Source organism: Mycobacterium sp., assembly GCF_050700595.1.
Lineage (GTDB): Bacteria > Actinomycetota > Actinomycetes > Mycobacteriales > Mycobacteriaceae > Mycobacterium.
This window is the reverse complement of record NZ_JBOHHI010000127.1, coordinates 1-19,442: the sequence shown is the minus strand read 5'-3', so window position 1 is coordinate 19,442 and position 19,442 is coordinate 1. Positions and strand designations below refer to the sequence as shown.

Annotated in this window: 2 protein-coding genes and 1 pseudogene; all 3 read right to left on the bottom strand. The window is 66.3% G+C overall.

What is annotated here, in order from left to right; translation table 11 throughout:
* Nucleotides 1-3: 3 nt before the first annotated feature.
* Complete coding sequence (locus tag ACRDTL_RS12490; RefSeq protein WP_431507020.1) at nucleotides 4-8,112, bottom strand: amino acid adenylation domain-containing protein; 8,109 nt, start codon at nucleotides 8,110-8,112, stop codon at nucleotides 4-6.
* Entirely contained in the window at nucleotides 8,109-18,935 is a 10,827-nt protein-coding gene (locus ACRDTL_RS12485; RefSeq protein WP_431507019.1) for an amino acid adenylation domain-containing protein, read from the bottom strand. The genes ACRDTL_RS12490 and ACRDTL_RS12485 overlap by 4 nt, the downstream gene beginning before the upstream one ends.
* Nucleotides 18,922-19,442 (bottom strand): annotated as a pseudogene (locus tag ACRDTL_RS12480) (non-ribosomal peptide synthetase); the annotation flags it as partial. The gene ACRDTL_RS12485 and the pseudogene ACRDTL_RS12480, both read right to left, overlap by 14 nt.

The window sequence follows — 19,442 nt, the reverse complement described above, 5'->3', positions numbered from 1 at the left end:
GTCTTACAGATCGCTGGCCGGGCTCACGGCGGGAACTTCCGCCACCGAGCCCGCATACCTGTCCAATTGCCGGCTCAAGCTTCTAACGGACGGCGCGTCGAATAAGGTGCGCACCGCAAGGTGGATGTCAAGGGCTGTGTTGATCGCGGCGATCGCCCGCATCGCGGACAGCGAATCCCCGCCCAGGTCGAAAAACGACTCATCGACCCCGACGCGGTTTACCCCCAGCACCTGAGCGTAGATGTCGGCCACGATCTGCTCGACCAGGTTATCCGGAGCACGATAATCACCATCGGTGTCGTGGTATTCGGGCGCCGACGCCGCCGTAGTCACCGGCTGGGTCGACACCGCCCGGTTGCCCAGATCGATCGACGACACTCGCCGGGTGGGATCGGCTGTCATGGCCACCAACACCTGCTTCATCCGCTCGATCAACGCTTCGATGGTGGCCGCGTCGAAAAGATCTGCCCGATATTGAACGCGAAGCTCCAGTTCGTGGCCCGGCACGGCTTGGATCGTCAGCGGGTAGTGGTAGTAGTCGCGGAAGTCGGTGACGACCAACTCGTGGGCGCCGCCCAGCAAAGCGGCGGTGTCGGTCGGGTAGTTTTCGTAAACGAAAACCGTGTCGAACAATCTTTTCTGACCGGTGATGCGGTGAATGTCGCTGAGCGCCAAGTGCTGATGCTCCAGGGTGTCGTTGTGAGCACGTTGCAGCTGATCCAGCAGGTCGGCGATGGTGGTTGCGGGCGTGATGTTCGCCCGGACCGGCACGGTGTTGATCAACAGCCCCACCATCGAGCCCGCGCCGGCGACCTCGGTTGGCCTCCCCGAAACGACAGCGCCGAAGGCGACATCATGCTGACCGGTCAGCCAGATCAGCAGCTGCGCCCACGCACCCTGCAACACGGTGCTGACGGTGGTGTGGTGCGAGCGCGCCAGCTCGCTAACGGCGTGCGTGGTCTCGGCCGAAACCCGAAACGATTCGGCGTCTCGTTCCCCCAGCCCTAACCGATCCGGCGGACCTACCAAGGTAGGGGTGTCAAAGCCGGCCAACACCTCATGCCAGGCGGCTTGAGCGGCACCGCGATCCTGACCGCCCAGCCAGTCAACAAACTTGCGATACGACACGGCCGCGGGCAGGCGATGCCCGTAGTAGCTGGCGAAGATTTCCCGCAGCAGAATCTGCAGCGACCAGCCATCCATCACGATGTGGTGATTCGTCAGCACCAACCGGTGCCGATCTTCCGCGGTACGGATCAACGCCACCCGAAAGGCCGGCGGGTTGGCGAAATCGCAGACCGCGGCGCGTTCGGCAACGCAGAGCCACTGGACCTGCTCAGCGACATCGACGCTGCCGGCGTCCAGTTCGACATACCGCCACGCCGCTACGGGATCGGCCGGGATGATCTGCACCGGCTCGTCGAATTGCGCGCAGAATCGGGCCACCAGGTTCGGGTACCGGTTGACCACCGTGTGCACCGCATCGCGCAACCGGTGCTGGTCGAGGGCACCGGTGATGGTGATATCCAGCTGCACCGCATACACATCGTCGCCTGATCCCTGCGCGGCGCCGGCGTGAAACAGCAGCCCCTGCTGCAGGGGGGCCAGCGGCAAAATGTCAGCGATCCGGTATTGCCGCTGCAGTTCGTCAATCTGCTGCTGGCTCAAGCGGGCAGGCGCGATATCAGATGGCGTCAGCCCGCCCCCACCGCGGCGCACATGTACGCAGATGCCGGCCAGGGCCTCAAACCACAACCGGCTCAGCTGGCTGACCTGGGTGCTATCAAGTGCCGATTGCGCCCATGTCCAGTTGGCGTGCAGGTGCGGGCCGGTGTCGGTGTCGACGGTAGCGGCGTTGAGTTCCACAGTGTGCGGCAGCGGCATGGGTATCGCCGCGCTGACGCCGGTAACCGCACCGTCGTCGTGGCAGACCCGCCAGAAATCTTCGGAGACCTCGGCCGACGCTGCGCCCAGCCGCCCCAGATAGTTAAACCCGATCGGCGGATCTGGCCCGGCCAGCTCCACATCGGTGTTCAGGTAGCGCAGCACACCGTAGGTCAGGGGATCCGGGAGAGCACGAAGCTGCTCTTTGGCGTCCTTGATCACCGCGGCCAACGCGGCCTCACCGGCCCGCACCTGCGCCCAGGAGACCCCACCGATCGCCAACGACACCGGGTATATGGCCGTGAACCACCCCACGGTGCGCGACAGGTCAAGATCGGGGGCCAGCTCCTCGTGGCGCCCGTGGCCCTCCACATCGATGCCGATCGGCGCGCGGCCGCTACCCAAGAACTGTGCCCACGCCAACCCGAACGCGATCAACAATATGTCTTGCACGCCGGCATGAAACGCCGCCGGCACCTCACCGAGCAGCATCCGGGTCGTCTCCACATCCAGCGACACCGACAGATGCCCGGCCGTGGCAAATGTATCCATCGCAGGTTGCACCGCCGGTAGCGCGGCCGGGACCGCCGCCACCTGCCGCCAGGTGTCCGCCTGGGCCACGACTTCCGGGCGGCGCGCATACTCAGCCAGCAGTGCTGCCCACCGGGCGAACGACGTCCCCCCCGCGGACAACGCCACCGGCTGCCCACTGCGATGCTCAACCCAGGCAACGTTCAAGTCAGCCAGTAGAACCCGCCACGACACCCCGTCGACGGCCAGATGGTGAATGATCAACACCAACTGGCCGGTGGAGGCCACCCACAGCGCGCTGAGCATCACCCCGGTGGCCGGGTTCAACCTCGACCGCGCATCCATCACCGCCTCATCGGAGAGCACCTCCACGGTTTGCAGGTGCCGGCCCGCATGGACCAATCCCACCTCGGGCACCGTCAACGACCAACCGCCGGGGCCGTCGTCGAAGACGCGCAGCCGCAGCATGGCATGGCGATCCAGCAAGGCCTGCAACACCACCACCACATCTGCCTCGGTCACCCCCGCGGGAGCCTGCACCACCACCGTCTGGTTGAACTGCTCAATTGGGCCATCCACACCCTGCAGCCAGCGCATGATCGGGGTTGCCACCGCCTGCTCGACGCCCTCATCGACCGTGCGACCCGTACCCATGGCCTTCGCGCCGATGGCCACAAAAACCACCGGGGCCGCGCGAGTCACCCGGGCCAGCCGGGCCACGGTCTGCTCGACGAAAATTTCGCGCGGCCGGCACATCAGGCCGGCCGCATGCGCCAGGGCCACCACCTGCATCGACAAAATGCTGTCCCCACCCCGCTCGAAGAACGACTCGTCGACGCCGACCCGCTCCAGCCCCAGCACCTGGGCGTAGATGCCGGCCAAGGTCTCCTCGACCTTGCCGACCGGAGCGCGGTAATGATCGACCTCCTGGTACTCCGGTGCGGGCAGGGCGCGGGTGTCGAGTTTGCCGTTGACCGTCAGCGGCAGGGCGTCGAGCACCATCACCGCGGTCGGCACCATGTAGGCCGGGAGCCGCTCGGTCAGCTTCGCACGCGCGGTGGCCGGGTCTGTTGTCCCGGTGACATAGCCCACCAGTCGCTTGTCACCGGGACGGTCCTCGCGGGCGATCACGGCGGCCTGTTCGACCCCGTCCAGGCCGGCCAACGCCGCCTGGACTTCACCGAGCTCGATGCGATACCCGCGGATCTTGACCTGGTCATCGGCCCGCCCCAGATAATCCAGCTGCCCGTCAGCACGCCACCGCACCAGATCCCCGGTGCGATACATCCGTGTTCCCGGTGCTCCCGCGCCACCGAACGGACAGGCCACAAACCGCGAGGCGGTCAACTCGGCCCGGCCCACATACCCATACGCCAGCCCGGCACCGGCCACATACAACTCACCGACCACACCGGCCGGCACCGGCCGCAACCACCGATCGAGCGCAAAAAAGCCAAGATGCGCCAACGGCCCCCCAATGGGGCTGACAGTGCTGTCGACGTCGGCGTCGACGATCTCCCTAAACGAGGCATGCACCGTCGTCTCGGTGATGCCATACATGTTGATCAGTCGCGGTAACCCCGCGTGGTTGTGCAGCCACGTCCGGAGACGGTGTGGTTCCAGCGATTCGCCGCCGAACACCACAGTCTCAAGCTTGAGTTGTTGTCCCAGCTCAGGTCGCAGCGCGTCGGCCGTTTGCAGCGCATAAAACGCCGACGGAGTTTGACTTAACACACTGACTTGTTCCGTGACCAGCAAGGCACGGAGGTCTTCCGGTGAGCGGACCACCGACTCGGGCACCACCACCAGGCGCCCACCGTGCAACAGTGCACCGAACATCTCCCACACCGAGTAGTCGAAGGCCAGGGAATGACACTGTGTCCACACCTGCCCCGGCGACAGCTCGCCGTCCAGCGACTCCAGCAGCTGGGTCACGTTGCGGTGGGTGACGGCCACCCCCTTGGGTACACCGGTGGTGCCCGAGGTGTAGATGAGGTAAGCAACGTCTTCCGCCGCCGGCGCCGCCATCGCCGTGCACGGATAGGTGTGGACGCGGGGATCTTCCACATCGACGACCACCAGGTCACGCCCATCCAACCGGTCAACCAACCCAGCCGTGGTAACCGCGGCGATCGGCGCAGCATCAGAGAGCAAGAACTCGATCCGGCCCGCCGGCACCGCCGGGTCGATCGGCAAATAGGCCGCCCCGGTCTTCAAAACCGCCAAAATCGACACGACCGCCTCGACCGACCGCGAAAGCAGCACCGCGACACGCTCACCCGGGCCCGCCCCGTGAGCGACCAAAAGGTGCGCCAACCGGTTCGCCGCCTCATCCACCTCGCGGTAAGTCACCGAGTGGCCATCGAAGGTGATCGCCACCGCCTCGGGGGCGCGCGCCACCTGCGCGGCAAACAACACCGGAATCGACACCGATGTGGCCGCCGGCCGGGCTAACACCGCCCGGTTACCCCACCCATCGAGCCGCGCGTGCTCACCGGCATCAAGCACATCCACCGACGACAACCGCCGCCCCGGATCAGTGGCCATCGCCACCAACACCCGCTGCAACCGCCCGATCAGCGCCTCGATGCCGGTCGCGTCGAACACGTCGGTGCGAAACTCCACCGCCCCGCCGATCCCGGCGGGCTCACCGGCCTCGCTCCAGCGTTCGGCCAACGAAAACGTCAGATCCGTACGGGCGGTATGGGTGTCCACCGGCATCGGTGTGACCTGCAGATCACCCAAACCCAGCCTCGCGGGCTCATTGTTCTGCCAGGCCAACATGACCTGCACCAGCGGGTGATGAGTCAACGATCGGGTCGGGTTGAGCCGCTCCACCAGCACCTCAAAGGGCACATCCTGATGCTCATAGGCGGCCAGGCTGCGCTCTCGTACCTGGGTCAGCAACTCGGCGAGGGTGGGATCAGCGGCGAGGTCAACCCGCAGCACCAAGGTGTTGACGAAAAACCCCACCAACTCATCCAGCGCGGGATCGCGGCGCCCGGCGATCGGGAACCCCACCGCCACATCGGGACTGGCGCTCAGCCCGGACAACAACACCGCCAAAGCCGCCTGGATCACCATGAAGCTGGTCGCATTGTGCTCACCGGCCACCTGGCGCACCCGCTGCTGCAGCTCCGCCGGCCAGTCCACGGCCACACTGGCGCCGCGGTGATCGGCAACCGCCGGGTAGGGCCGATCGGTGGGCAGCTGCAGCCGCTCGGGCATCCCGGCCAGCGCATCTTCCCAGTAGGCCAACTGCGCGGCAATCGGGCTGTCGGGATCGTCGAGCTCACCGAATTGCGCGCGCTGCCATAGCGTGTAATCGACATACTGCACCGCCAATGCGGCCCACCCAGGAGCCTGCCCCGCACACCGGCTGGCATAGGCCACACCCAGATCACGCACCAGCGGAGTCACCGACAACCCGTCGGCGGCGATATGGTGCACCACCGCCACCAGCACATGCTCGTCCTCGGCGACGCGGAAAAGCCGTGCCCGCAAAGGGATCTCGGTAGCCAAATCAAATGGGTCGCGCGCCGCGATGTCGATGGCGTCACCCAGCCGGGTTGGCGACCAGCCGGTGGCATCGACGATCTGCCAGCCGAAGTCGGCCTGCTCGGGCGCCACCACCAGCTGCTCAGGGATCCCCTCCGGCGCGGCAAACAGCGTGCGCAGGCTTTCATGACGACCCACCACATTGGCCAGCGCCGCACCCAACACCTCGGCATCGAGCCGCCCGCCCAGTCGCAACGCCACCGCTATGTTGTAAACCGGTGAGGGCCCGTGCAACTGGTCCAAAAACCACAACCGGCTCTGGGCAAACGACAACGGAACCACCGCGGGCCGCTCACCCGCTACCAACGGCTCCAGCCCATCCCCGCCCACACCGATGCGGGACGTCAGCTGGGCAACCGTGGGAGCCTCGAACACGCTACGTACCGAAAGGCCGGCATCCAGACCGGTGTTGATTGCGGCGATCACCTGCATCGCCGAAATGCTGTTCCCGCCCAGATCGAAGAACGACTCGTCGACCCCGACCCGCTCAAGTCCGAGCACCTGGGCATAGATGCCGGCAACGACCTCTTCAACCGGACTGCTCGGGGCCCGATACTCACCCGCGGTGTATTCCGGTGCCGGCAAGGCGCGGGTGTCGAGTTTGCCGTTGGGTGTCAGCGGCAGCGTGTCGACCACCATCACCGCGGCCGGCACCATGTAGGTCGGCAGCCGCTCTGCCAGCTCGGCCCGGATCTCGTCCGGGTCTGCGGTCCCGGCGACATAACCCACCAGGCGTTTGTCACCGGGGCGGTCCTCGCGGGCGATCACCGCCACGTCATCCACCCCATCCAGCCCGGCCAGCGCCGCGCGCACCTCCCCGACCTCGATGCGATACCCGCGGATCTTGACCTGCTCGTCGGCGCGCCCCAGGTATTGCAGCTGCCCATCAGGACCCCAGCGCACTCGATCCCCGGTGCGATACATCCGTGTTCCCGGCGCTCCCGCGCCGCCGAACGGACACGCGACAAACCGCGACGCCGTCAAACCGGGACGGCCCCCCTCCCCACAGCCCACCCCGGCACCGGCCACATACAATTCCCCGACCACCCCGGCCGGCGCCGGCCGCAACGACCCATCCAGCACAAACAACGCCGCCCCTGGCACCGGCGAGCCGATCGGCGGCACCCCCGACCCCGCTGCCAACGGCGCACTGATCGCCACACACATCGTCGTCTCGGTCGGACCATACGCGTTGACCATCACCCGCCCCGGCGCCCACCGATCCACCACCTCAGCCGGACAGGCCTCACCGGCCATCACCAAAGCCATCGAGTCCAACCCCTCAGGCGATAGCACGCCCATGGCGGAAGGGGTTTGAGTGAACACGCTGATCTGTTCGGTCACCAGCAGGGCGTGGAAGTCTTCTGGTGAGCTCGCCACCGACTCCGGCACCACCACCAGCCGCCCACCGCGCAACAGCGCACCGAAGATTTCCCACACCGAAACGTCGAAACCCAGTGAATGGCACAGCGGCCACACCCCCGGAACCGGCAGGCCGGCATCCAACGACGCCAAGAGCTCGGTGACGTTGTGGTGTGTGATGGCCACGCCTTTGGGCACACCGGTAGTACCCGAGGTGTAGATCAGGTAAGCAATGTCATCGGGGGCCGGTGCCGGCAATGCGATGTTGGGCTGGGTATCAGTGCGAGGGTCGCTGACATCGATGACCGGCAAGTCGCATCCGTCCAGCCGCGACCGTAGGTCCGCCGTGGTGATCGCGGCCACCGGCGCGGCGTCTTGAATGATGAACTCCAGCCGGGCCGCCGGCACCATCGGGTCGATCGGCAGGTAGGCTGCCCCGGTCTTCAGCACCGCCGCAATCGCTATGACCGCTTCGGCCGACCGGGAAAACAGCAGCGCCACCGACTGTCCCGGTCCCACCCCCTGTGCAGCCAAAAGATACGCCAACCGGTTGGCGGCCTCATCGAGCTCGCTGTAAGTCATGGAGCGGCCGTCAAAGGTCAGCGCCACCGCCTCCGGGGCTCGCGCTACTTGCGCGGCGAACAACGTCGGAATCGACACCGCGGGCCTCGCCGGCTGGGTCAAGACCGCCCGGTTGCCCCACCCGTCCAGCTGGGTTTGCTCATCGTCGTCAAGCAGGTCGATCGACGACAACCGCTGCCCCGAACGGGCGGTCATGGCTGCCCGTCCACATCATCGGTCATTGCCATCAACACCCGCCGTAACCGCTCGATCAGTGCCTCGATGCTGGCAGCGTCGAAAATGTCGGTGCGAAATTCGACCTCCCCGTCGATCCCGGCGGGCTCGCCGGCTTCGGTCCAGCGTTCGGCCAGGGAAAACACCAGGTCCATGCGGGCGGTGTGGGTGTCCACCGGCATCGGCGTGGCCTGCAGATCACCCAAGGTCAAGGCGGGGTCGTTGTCCTGTCCGGCGAGGTTCTGCCAGGTTAACGCCACCTGGACCAGCGGATGATGGGCTAGGTTTCGGGTGGGGTTGAGCCGCTCGACGAGCACATCAAAGGGCACGTCTTGGTGTTCGTAGGCGGCCAGGCTGCGCTGCCGCACCTGGGCCAGCAACTCGGCAATGGTGGGATCCCCGGCCAGGTCGACGCGTAGCACCAAGGTGTTGACGAAAAATCCCACCAGCTCATTCAGCGCGGGATCGCGGCGCCCGGCGATCGGGAACCCCACCGCCACATCACTGCTGGCGCTGAGCCTGGACAACAACACCGCCAAGCCGGCCTGGACCACCATGAAACTGGTCGCATTGTGCTCACCGGCCAACCCGCGCACCCGCGCCTGCAGCTCGGCCGGCCACTCCACCGCCACAGTGGCGCCGCGGTAATCGGCAACCGCCGGATAGGGCCGATCGGTGGGCAGCTGCAAGTGCTCGGGCATCCCTGCCAGCACATCCTGCCAGTAGGCCAGCTGCGCGGCGATACGGCTGTGGCTGTCGGCCAGCTCACCCAGCTGCGCGCGCTGCCACAGCGTGTAATCGACATACTGCACCGCCAACGGCAACCACCCAGGAGCTTGTCCCACGCACCGGCTGGCATAAGCCACACCCAGATCACGCACCAGCAGGTTCACCGACCAGCCGTCGGCGGCGATATGGTGCACCGCGGCCACCAGCACGTACTCGTCATCGGCAACCCGGAAAAGCCGTGCCCGCAACGGGATCTCGGACGCGAGATCAAAGGTGTGACGTGCGGCCGCACCGACGGCCTCCTCCAACCGGGCCGCCGGCCAGCCGCTGGCATCGATGACCTGCCAGCCAAAGTCGGCCCGCTCAACCGCCATCACCACCTGCTGGGGGACCCCGTCGGGCGCCACAAACAGGGTGCGCAGACTCTCGTGGCGGCCCACCACATCGGCCAGCGCCGCACCCAACACCCCAGCATCCAGCCGCCCGTCCAGCCGCAACGCCACCGCCATGTTGTACACAGCAGAAGGCCCCTGCAACTGATCCAAAAACCACAACCGGTTCTGGGCAAACGACAACGGAACCACCGCCGGCCGCTCACCGGCCACCAACGGCGCAAGCCCACCCCCCTCGGCACCAATACGCGGCGCCAACTGGGCAACCGTGGGCGCCTCGAACACGGCACGCACCGAAACGCCGGCATCCAACGACTTGTTGACCGCGGCGATCACCCGCATCGCCAACAGCGAATCCCCACCCAAATCGAAAAACGACTCATCGACCCCGACCCGCTCCAGCCCCAGCACCTGGGCATAGATACCGGCCACAATCTCCTCCGTGAGAGTGGCCGGGGCGCGATAACCACCGACATCCTGATACTCCGGAGCCGGCAGGGCCCGTTTGTCGAGTTTGCCGTTGACCGTCAACGGCAGCGCCTCGAGCACCACCACCGCGGCCGGCACCATGTAGGCCGGGAGCCGCTCGGCCAGCGCGGCGCGGATCTGGGCCGTGTCGGCGGTGCCGGTCACATAGCCCACGAGGCGTTTGTCACCGGGGCGGTCCTCGCGGGCGATCACCACCGCCTGACCCACCCCATCCAGGCCGGCCAACGCCGCCGCGACTTCACCCAACTCGATGCGATACCCGCGGATCTTGACCTGGTCATCGGCGCGCCCCAGATAGTCCAGCTGCCCATCAGGACCCCAACACACCAAATCCCCGGTGCGATACATCCGCGTTCCCGGCGCTCCCGCGCTGCCGAACGGACACGCCACAAACCGCGACCCGGTCAAACCAGCCCGACGCCAATACCCATACCCCAGCCCGGCACCGGCCACATACAACTCAGCGACCACACCGGCCGGCACCGGCCGCAACCACCCATCCAGCACAAAAAAACCAAGATGCGCCAACGGCCCCCCAACAGGGCTCACCGTGCTGACAGCATCACTGCCGACAATTTCCCTCAACGAGGCATGCACCGTCGTCTCGGTGGTGCCATACATATTGATCAGCCGCGGCAACCCCGGGTGATGATCCAGCCACGTCTCAAGACGCTGAGGTTCTAGCGCTTCACCGGCAAACACCACCGTCTGCAGCTTGAGCTGATCTCCCCGCTCAGGTGCAAGCGCATCGGCGGTTTGCAACGCATAAAACCCCGACGGAGTCTGGCTCAACACACTGACCTGCTCAGCAACTAGCAACGCATGGAACTCTTCTGGCGAGCGCGCCACCGACTCGGGCACCACCACCAGCCGCCCACCATGCAACAGCGCACCCCACATCTCCCACACCGAGACGTCAAAGGCCAACGAATGCCACTGCGACCACACCTGACCGGCCAGCTCCAGGTCTTCGCCCGCAGCCTCCAGCAGCTCGATCACATTGCGGTGGGTAATCGCCACCCCCTTGGGCACACCGGTAGTGCCCGAGGTGTAGATGAGGTAAGCAACGTCTTCCGCCGCCGGCGCCGACAAACCCGTACATGGATAGGCCTGAATACCAGGGTCATCGACATCGATGACCACCAGATCACGCCCATCCAACCGATCAACCAACCCAGCCGTGGTAACCGCGGCGACCGGCACGGCATCAGAAAGCAAGAACTCGATCCGGGCCGCCGGCACCGCCGGGTCGATCGGCAGATAAGCCGCCCCGGTCTTCAACACCGCCAAAATCGACGCGATCGCCTCGGCCGACCGCGAAAGCAGCACCGCGACACGCTCACCCGGGCCCGCCCCGCGAGCGACCAAAAGGTGCGCCAACCGGTTCGCCGCCTCATCCACCTCGCGGTAAGTCATCGAGCGGCCCTCAAAACTGATCGCCACCGCCTCCGGAACGCGCGCCACCTGCGCGGCAAACAACACCGGAATCGACACCGATGTGGCCACCGGCCGCGCCAACACCGCCCGATTACCCCACCCCTCCAACCGGGCATGCTCACCGGCATCCAGCACATCCACCGACGACAACCGCCGCCCCGGATCAGCGGCCATCGCCACCAACACCCGCTGCAACCGCCCGATCAGCGCCTCGATGCTGGCCGCGTCGAACACATCAGTGCGAAACTCCACCGCCCCGCCGATTCCGGCGGGCTCACCGGCCTCGCTCCAGCGTTCAGCCAACGAAAACGTCAGATCCGTACGGGCGGTATGGGTGTCCGCCCGCATCGGCGTAACCTGCAGATCACCCAACGCCACCCCGGCCGCGGGATCATTGTCCTGCCAGTTCTGCCAGGCCAACATGACCTGCACCAGCGGGTGATGAGCCAACGATCGGGTCGGGTTGAGCCGCTCCACCAGCACCTCAAACGGCACATCCTGATGCTCATAGGCGGCCAGGCTGCGTGCTCGCACCTGCGCGAGTAGCTCTGCAACACTAGGATCCCGAGCCAAATCGACCCGCAGCACCAAGGTGTTGACGAAAAACCCCACCAACTCATCCAACGCCGGGTCGCGCCGCCCGGCGATCGGGAACCCTACCGCCACATCGGGACTGGCACTGATCTTCGACAACAACACCGCCAAAGCCGCCTGGATCACCATGAAGCTGGTCGCATTGTGCTCACCGGCCAGCTGGCGCACCCGATGCTGCAGCTCCGCCGGCCAGTCCACCGCCACAGTGGCCCCCCGCTGATCGGCAACCGGCGGATAGGGCCGATCGGTGGGCAGCTGCAATCGCTCGGGCATCCCGGCCAGCGCATCTTCCCAGTAGGCCAACTGCGCGGCAATCGGGCTGTTGGGATCGTCGAGCTCACCGAATTGCACACGCTGCCATAGCGCGTAATCGACATACTGCACCGCCAACGGCAACCACCTGGGCGCTTGCCCCGCACACCGGCTGGCATAGGCCACACCCAGATCACGCACCAGCGGAGTCACCGACAACCCGTCGGCGGCGATATGGTGCACCACCGCCACCAGCACATGCCCGTCCTCGGCGATGCGGAAAAGCCGTGCCCGCAAAGGGATCTCGGTAGCCAAATCAAACAGGTGGCGCGCCGTTTCCTCGATCTCCTCCTGTAACCGGGCCCCCGACCAGCCGGCGGCATCGACGATCTGCCAGCCGAAATCGGCCCGCTCGGGCGCCACCACTACCATCTGCTGAGGGATCCCCTCCGGCGCGACAAACAGGGTGTGCAGGCTTTCGTGGCGGTCCACCACATCGGCCAGCGCCGCACCCAACGCCTCGGCATCGAGCCGCCCGCCCAGCCGCAACGCCACCGCCATGTTGTAAACCGGTGAGGGCCCGTGCAACTGACCTAAAAACCACAACCGGTTCTGGGCAAACGACAACGGGACCACCGCAGGTCGCTCACCGGCCACCAACGGCTCCAGCCCACGCACATCTTCGCCCATACGGGGCGCCAACTGGGCAACCGTGGGCGCCTCGAACAAGATGCGCACCGAGAGGCCGGCATCCAAAGACTTGTTGGCCGCGGCGATGACCCGCATCGCCGACAACGAATCCCCACCCAGATCGAAGAACGAATCATCGACCCCAACGCGCTGCAGCCCGAGCACCTGGGCATAGATGCCGGCCAGGATCTCCTCGGGGGGGCTGGTCGGAGCGCGGTAAGTATCGACATCCTGGTATTCCGGTGCCGGCAGGGCGCGGGTGTCGAGTTTGCCGTTGGGTGTCAGCGGCAGGGCGTCGACCACCACCACCGCGGCCGGCACCATATACGGCGGTAGCCGCTCGGCCAGCGCGGTACGCGCCGTGGCCGGGTCCGCTATACCCGTGATGTAAGCCACCAGGCGCTTATCACCGGAGCGGTCCTCGCGCGCAATCACCGCCGCGTCATCCACCCCATCCAGCCCGGCCAGCGCCGCGCGGACCTCACCCAGTTCGATGCGATACCCGCGGATCTTGACCTGCTCATCGGCACGCCCCAGGTACTGCAACTGCCCATCAGGGCCCCAGCGCACCAGATCCCCGGTGCGATACATCCGTGTTCCCGGCGCCTCCGCTCCGCCGAACGGACACGCCACAAACCGCGACGCCGTCAAACCCGCCCGGCGCAGATACCCGCAACCCACGCCGTGCCCGGCCGCATACAACTCCCCGACCACCCCGGCCGGCACCGGCCGCAACGACCCATCCAGAACAAACAACGCCGCCCCGGGCACCGGCGGACCGATTGGCACGTCCGATCCCGCTGCCAACGGCGCACTGAACGTCACAACCATCGTCGTCTCGGTCGGACCGTAGGCGTTGAGCATCACCCGCCCCGGCGCCCACCGATCCACCACCTCAGCCGGACAAGCCTCACCGGCTACCACCAACGCCATCGATCTCAAACCCTGCGGGAACAACGTCGCAACCGCAGACGGCGTCCAGGTAAGGAGGCTGACCCCTTCAGTAGCTAGTAAGTCGTGGAAGTCATCCGGTGACGCCGCCACTGACTCGGGCACCACCACCACCCGCCCACCGCTCAGGAGCGGACCCCAGATCTCCCAGACCGACGTGTCGAATCCATAGGAATTACACTGCGTCCACACCCTCGGCATCGGCAGATATGTATCCACTACCTCCAGCAGCTGGATCACGTTGCGGTGGGTGACCGCCACCCCTTTGGGGACACCCGTAGTGCCGGACGTGTAGATGATGTGGGCAATGTCGTCCGGAGCGGGTGCCGGTAATGCGGTGCCGGGCTGGGTGTCAACAACGGGGTCGTTGACATCGATGACCGGCAGGTCACATCCGTGCAGCCGGTCGGCGAGCACGGCAGTGGTGATCGCCACGATCGGTGTGGCATCGGCCACCATGAACCTGATCCGCGCATCTGGATGCGCGGGGTCGATCGGCATGTAGGCTGCCCCGGTCTTCAGCACCGCCGCAATCGCTATGACCGCTTCGGCCGACCGGGAAAACAGCAGCGCCACCGACTGTCCCGGTCCCGCCCCCTGTGCAGCCAACAGGTGTGCCAACCGGTTGGCGGCCCCATCGAGCTCGCGGTAAGTCATGGAGCGGCCGTCAAAGGTCAGCGCCACCGCCTCCGGGGCACGCGCCACCTGCGCGGCGAACAACGCCGGAATCGACACCGACGCCGTCACCGGCTGGGCCAACACCCCCCGGTTGCCCCACCCATCCAGGCGGGCTTGCTCATCCTCGTCAACCAGATTCATCGACGACAACCGCCGTGTCGGGTCTGCGGCAATTGCCATCAACACCCGCCGCAACCGCTCGATCAGCGCCTCGATGCTGGCCGCGTCGAAAATGTCGGTGCGAAATTCGACTTCCCCGCCGATCCCGGCGGGCTCGCCGGCTTCGGTCCAGCGTTCGGCCAGGGACAACACCAGGTCCATGCGGGCGGTGTGGGTGTCCACCGGCATCGGCGTGGCCTGCAGATCACCCAAACTCAGCGTCGCGGGCTCATTGTTCTGCCAGGCCAACAACACCTGGACCAGCGGATGATGGGCCCGGCTTCGGACGGGGTTGAGCCGCTCGACGAGCACCTCAAAGGGCACGTCTTGGTGTTCGTAGGCGGCCAGGCTGCGCTGCCGCACCTGCGCCAGCAACTCGGCAATGGTGGGATCCCCGGCCAGGTCAACCCGCAACACCAAGGTGTTGACGAAAGACCCCACCAGCTCATCCAGCGCGGGATCGCGGCGCCCGGCGATCGGGAACCCCACCGCCACATCGGGACTGGCGCCGAGCCTGGACAACAACACCGCCAACCCGGCCTGGGCCACCATGAAACTGGTCGCATTGTGCTCACCGGCCAACCCGCGCACCTGCGCCTGCAACTCCGCCGGCCACTCCACCGCCACACGGGCGCCCCGGTAATCGCCAACCGCCGGGTAGGGCCGATCGGTGGGCAGCTGCAAGTGCTCGGGCATCCCGGCCAGCGCATCCTCCCAATAGGCCAGCTGTCCGGCGATGCGACTGCGGCTGTCGTCGAACTCACCGAATTGCGCGCGCTGCCATAGCGTGTAATCGACATACTGCACCGCCAACGGCAACCACCCGGGGGCTTGTCCCACGCACCGGCTGGCATAAGCCACACCCAGATCACGCGCCAGCGGAGCCACCGACCAGCCGTCGGCGGCGATATGGTGCACCGCGGCCACCAGCACATGCTCGTCCTCGGCGATGCGGAAAAGCCGTGCCCGCAACGGGATCTCGGTCGCCAGATCAAAGGTGTGACGTGCGGCCGCGCCGACGGCCTCCTCCAACCGGGCCGCCGACCAGCCGCTGGCATCGATGACCTGCCAACCCAAGTCGGCCCGCTCAACCGCCATCACCACCTGCTGAGGGACCCCGTCGGGCGCCACAAACAGGGTGCGCAGACTCTCGTGACGACCCACCACATCGGCCAGCGCGACACCCAACGCCTCGGCATCCAACCGCCCGTCCAGCCGCAACGCCACCGCCATGTTGTACACAGCAGAAGGCCCCTGCAACTGATCCAAAAACCACAACCGGTTCGGGGCAAACGACAACGGAACCACCGCCGGCCGCGGGCCGGCCACCAACGGCTCCAGCCCACCCCCACCGGCACCGATACGCGGCGCCAACTGGGCAACCGTGGGCGCCTCGAACACGGCGCGCACCGAAACACCGGCATCCAACGACTTGTTGACCGCGGCGATCACCCGCATCGCCAACAGCGAATCCCCCCCCAAATCGAAGAACGACTCATCGACCCCGACCCGCTCCAGCCCCAGCACCTGGGCATAGATACCGGCCACAATCTCCTCGGTGAGAGTGGCCGGAGCCCGATAACCACCGACATCCTGATACTCCGGAGCCGGCAAAGCCCGTTTGTCGAGTTTGCCGTTGACCGTCAACGGCCGCGCCTCGAGCCCCACCACCGCCGCCGGCACCATATACGCCGGCAGCCGCTCGGCCAGCTTCACGCGCGCCGTGGCCGCGTCCACGGTCCCGGTGACATAACCCACCAACCGCTTATCCCCGGGACGGTCCTCGCGGGCGATCACCACCGCCTGACCCACCCCATCCAGGCCGGCCAACGCCGCCGCGACTTCACCCAACTCGATGCGATACCCACGGATCTTGACCTGGTCATCACCGCGCCCCAGATAATCCAGCTGCCCATCGGCCCGCCACCGCACCAGATCCCCGGTGCGATACATCCGCGCTCCCGCACCGCCGAACGGACACGCCACAAACCGCGACGCGGTCAAACCAGCCCGACGCCAATACCCATACCCCAGCCCGGCACCGGCCACATACAACTCACCGACCACCTCGGCCGGCACCGGACGCAACCACCCATCCAGCACAAAAAAACCAAGCTGCGCCAACGGCACCCCGACAGGGCTCACAGTGCTGTCGACGTCGCCGTTGACGATCTCCCTCAACGAGGCGTGCACCGTCGTCTCGGTGGTGCCATACATGTTGATCAGCCGCGGCAACCCCGGATGATGATCCAGCCACGTCTCAAGACGCCGGGGCTCTAGCGCTTCACCGGCAAACACCACCGTCTGCAGCTTGAGCTGCTGACCCAACTCAGGTGCAAGCGCATCGGCGGTTTGCAACGCATAAAACCCCGACGGAGTCTGACTTAACACACTGACCTGCTCAGCAACCAACAACGCATGGAACTCTTCTGGCGAACGCGCCACCGACTCGGGCACCACCACCAGCCGCCCACCATGCAACAACGCCCCCCACATCTCCCACACCGAGACGTCAAAGGCCAACGAATGCCACTGCGACCACACCTGCCCGGCCAACTCCAGGTCCTCGCCCGCAGCCTCCAGCAGCTCGACCACATTGCGGTGGGTAATCGCCACCCCCTTGGGCACACCGGTAGTGCCCGAGGTATAGATCAAATACGCGATGTCCTCGGCAGCCGGCGCCGACAACGCCGTGACGGGCTGGGCATCAATGCGGGGGTCATCGACATCGATGACCACCAGATCACGCCCATCCAACCGATCAACCAACCCAGCCGTGGTCACCGCGGCGACCGGCCCGGCATCCGAAAGCAAGAACTCGATCCGGGCCGCCGGCACCGCCGGGTCGATCGGCAAATACGCCGCCCCGGTCTTCAACACCGCCAAAATCGACACGATCGCCTCGGCCGAGCGTGACATCAGCAGCGCCACACACTGCCCGGGGCCCGCACCGTGAGCGGTCAACCGGTGCGCCAGCCGGTTAGCGGCCTCCTCCAACTCCCGATAAGTCATCGAGCGGCCCTCAAAACTGATCGCCACCGCCTCCGGAACGCGCGCCACCTGCGCGGCGAACAACACCGGAACCGACACCGGCGTGGGTGCCGGCGCGCTTAGCACCGCCCGGTTACCCCACCCCTCCAACCGGGCGTGCTCACCGGCATCCAGCACATCCACCGACGACAACCGCCGCCCCGGATCAGCCGTCATCGCCACCAACACCCGCTGCAACCGCCCTATCAACGCCTCAACACCGGCCACGTCGAACACATCAGTGTCGAATTCGACGCGCAGGCCCAGTTCGCTGCCCGGCAGGGCTTGCACCGCGAGCGGGTAGTGGTTGTATTCGCGGTTGGTGAACTCGGTGATGGCCAACCCGTCGACACCCGACAATGTGGCGGTGTCGATTGGGTAGCTTTCGTACACGAAAAGGGTGTCGAACAGTTGTTCCTGACCGGTGATGCGGTGGATCTCACTCAGCGCCAAGTGTTGGTGCTCGAGCGTGTGGTTGTGGGCGCGGTGCAGTTGATCGAGTAAGTCGACGACGGTGGTTGCCGCCGTGATGGTCGCCCGTACCGGCACCGTGTTGATCAACAGGCCCACCATCGATTCCGCGCCGGCCACCTCGTCGGGCCGACCCGAGACCGTGACACCGAAGGCGACATCATGCTGGCCGGTCAGCGAGGTCAGCAGCTGCGCCCAAGCGCCCTGCAACACGATGTTGACGGTGGTGTGGTGCGAGCGCGCCAGCTCACTAACGGCCTGTGTGGTCTGTTCAGGCACCCGAAACGATGCAACGCCTCGCCGCCCCAGACCCACGCCGCCCGACGAGCCCACCAGTGTCGGGGTGTCAAAACCGGCGAACACCTCACGCCAGGCCGCGCGGGCGGCCTCACGGTCGCGATCGGCCAGCCAGGTAACAAACCTGCGGTAAGGCACTGCCGCGGGCAGTCGCTGCCCGTGATAGCTGGCGAAGATTTCCCCCAACAGGATCGGCATCGACCAGCCATCAAGCACGATGTGGTGAAAGGTCAGCACAAATCGGTGCTGATCTGCTGCGGTGCGGATCAACGCCGCCCGAGACGCTGGTTGCTCGGCCAGGTCGCAGACCGCGGCGCGTTCGGCAGCACACACCCGCTGGATCTCCTCATCGACATCGACGTCGACGTCCAGCTCGACATACCGCCAGGGCACCACGGGATCAGCCGGGATGATCTGCGCCGGTTCGTCGAACTGTTCGGAGAATCGGGCCACCAAGTTCGGATGCCGGTTGATGACCGCGTGTACCGCATCGCGCAACCGGTGTGGATCGAGTGGGCCGGTCACGGTGATTTCCAGCTGCACCGCATACAGATCGTCGCTGCCCTGCGCGGTGCTGGCATGAAACAGCAGCCCCCGCTGGAGAGGGGTCAGCGGCAAAACATCAGCGATCCGCATACTGGCGCTGGAGCTCGTCGATCTGCCGCTGGCTAAGACCGGCAAGGGCGATATCGGACGGGCTCAACCCACCCCCACCGCACCGCACATGCGCGCAGATACCGGCAAGGGCCTCAAACCACAACCGGCCCAGCCGGCTGACCGCCGCGCGATCGAGGGCCGAGGGCGCCCACGTCCACTCGGCGTGCAGGCGCGGGCCGGCATCGGTGTCCACGGTGACAGCGTCCAGCTCCACGGTGTGCGCCAGCGGCACGGGCGCCGCAGCTGTGGCGTCGGTTGACGACACGCCTTCTTGGCTGATCCGCCACAGATCACCGGATACCTGGGCCGCCGGGCCGCCCAGCCGCCCCAGATAGTTGAACCCGATCGCCGGGTCAGGTCCGGCCAGGTCCACCTCGAGGTTCAGGTAGCGCAGCAGCCCATAGGTCAAACCATCCGGCAGCGCCCGAAGCTGTTCTTTGGCCTCCTTGATCACCGCCCCCAGCGCGGCCTCGCCGGCCACCACCT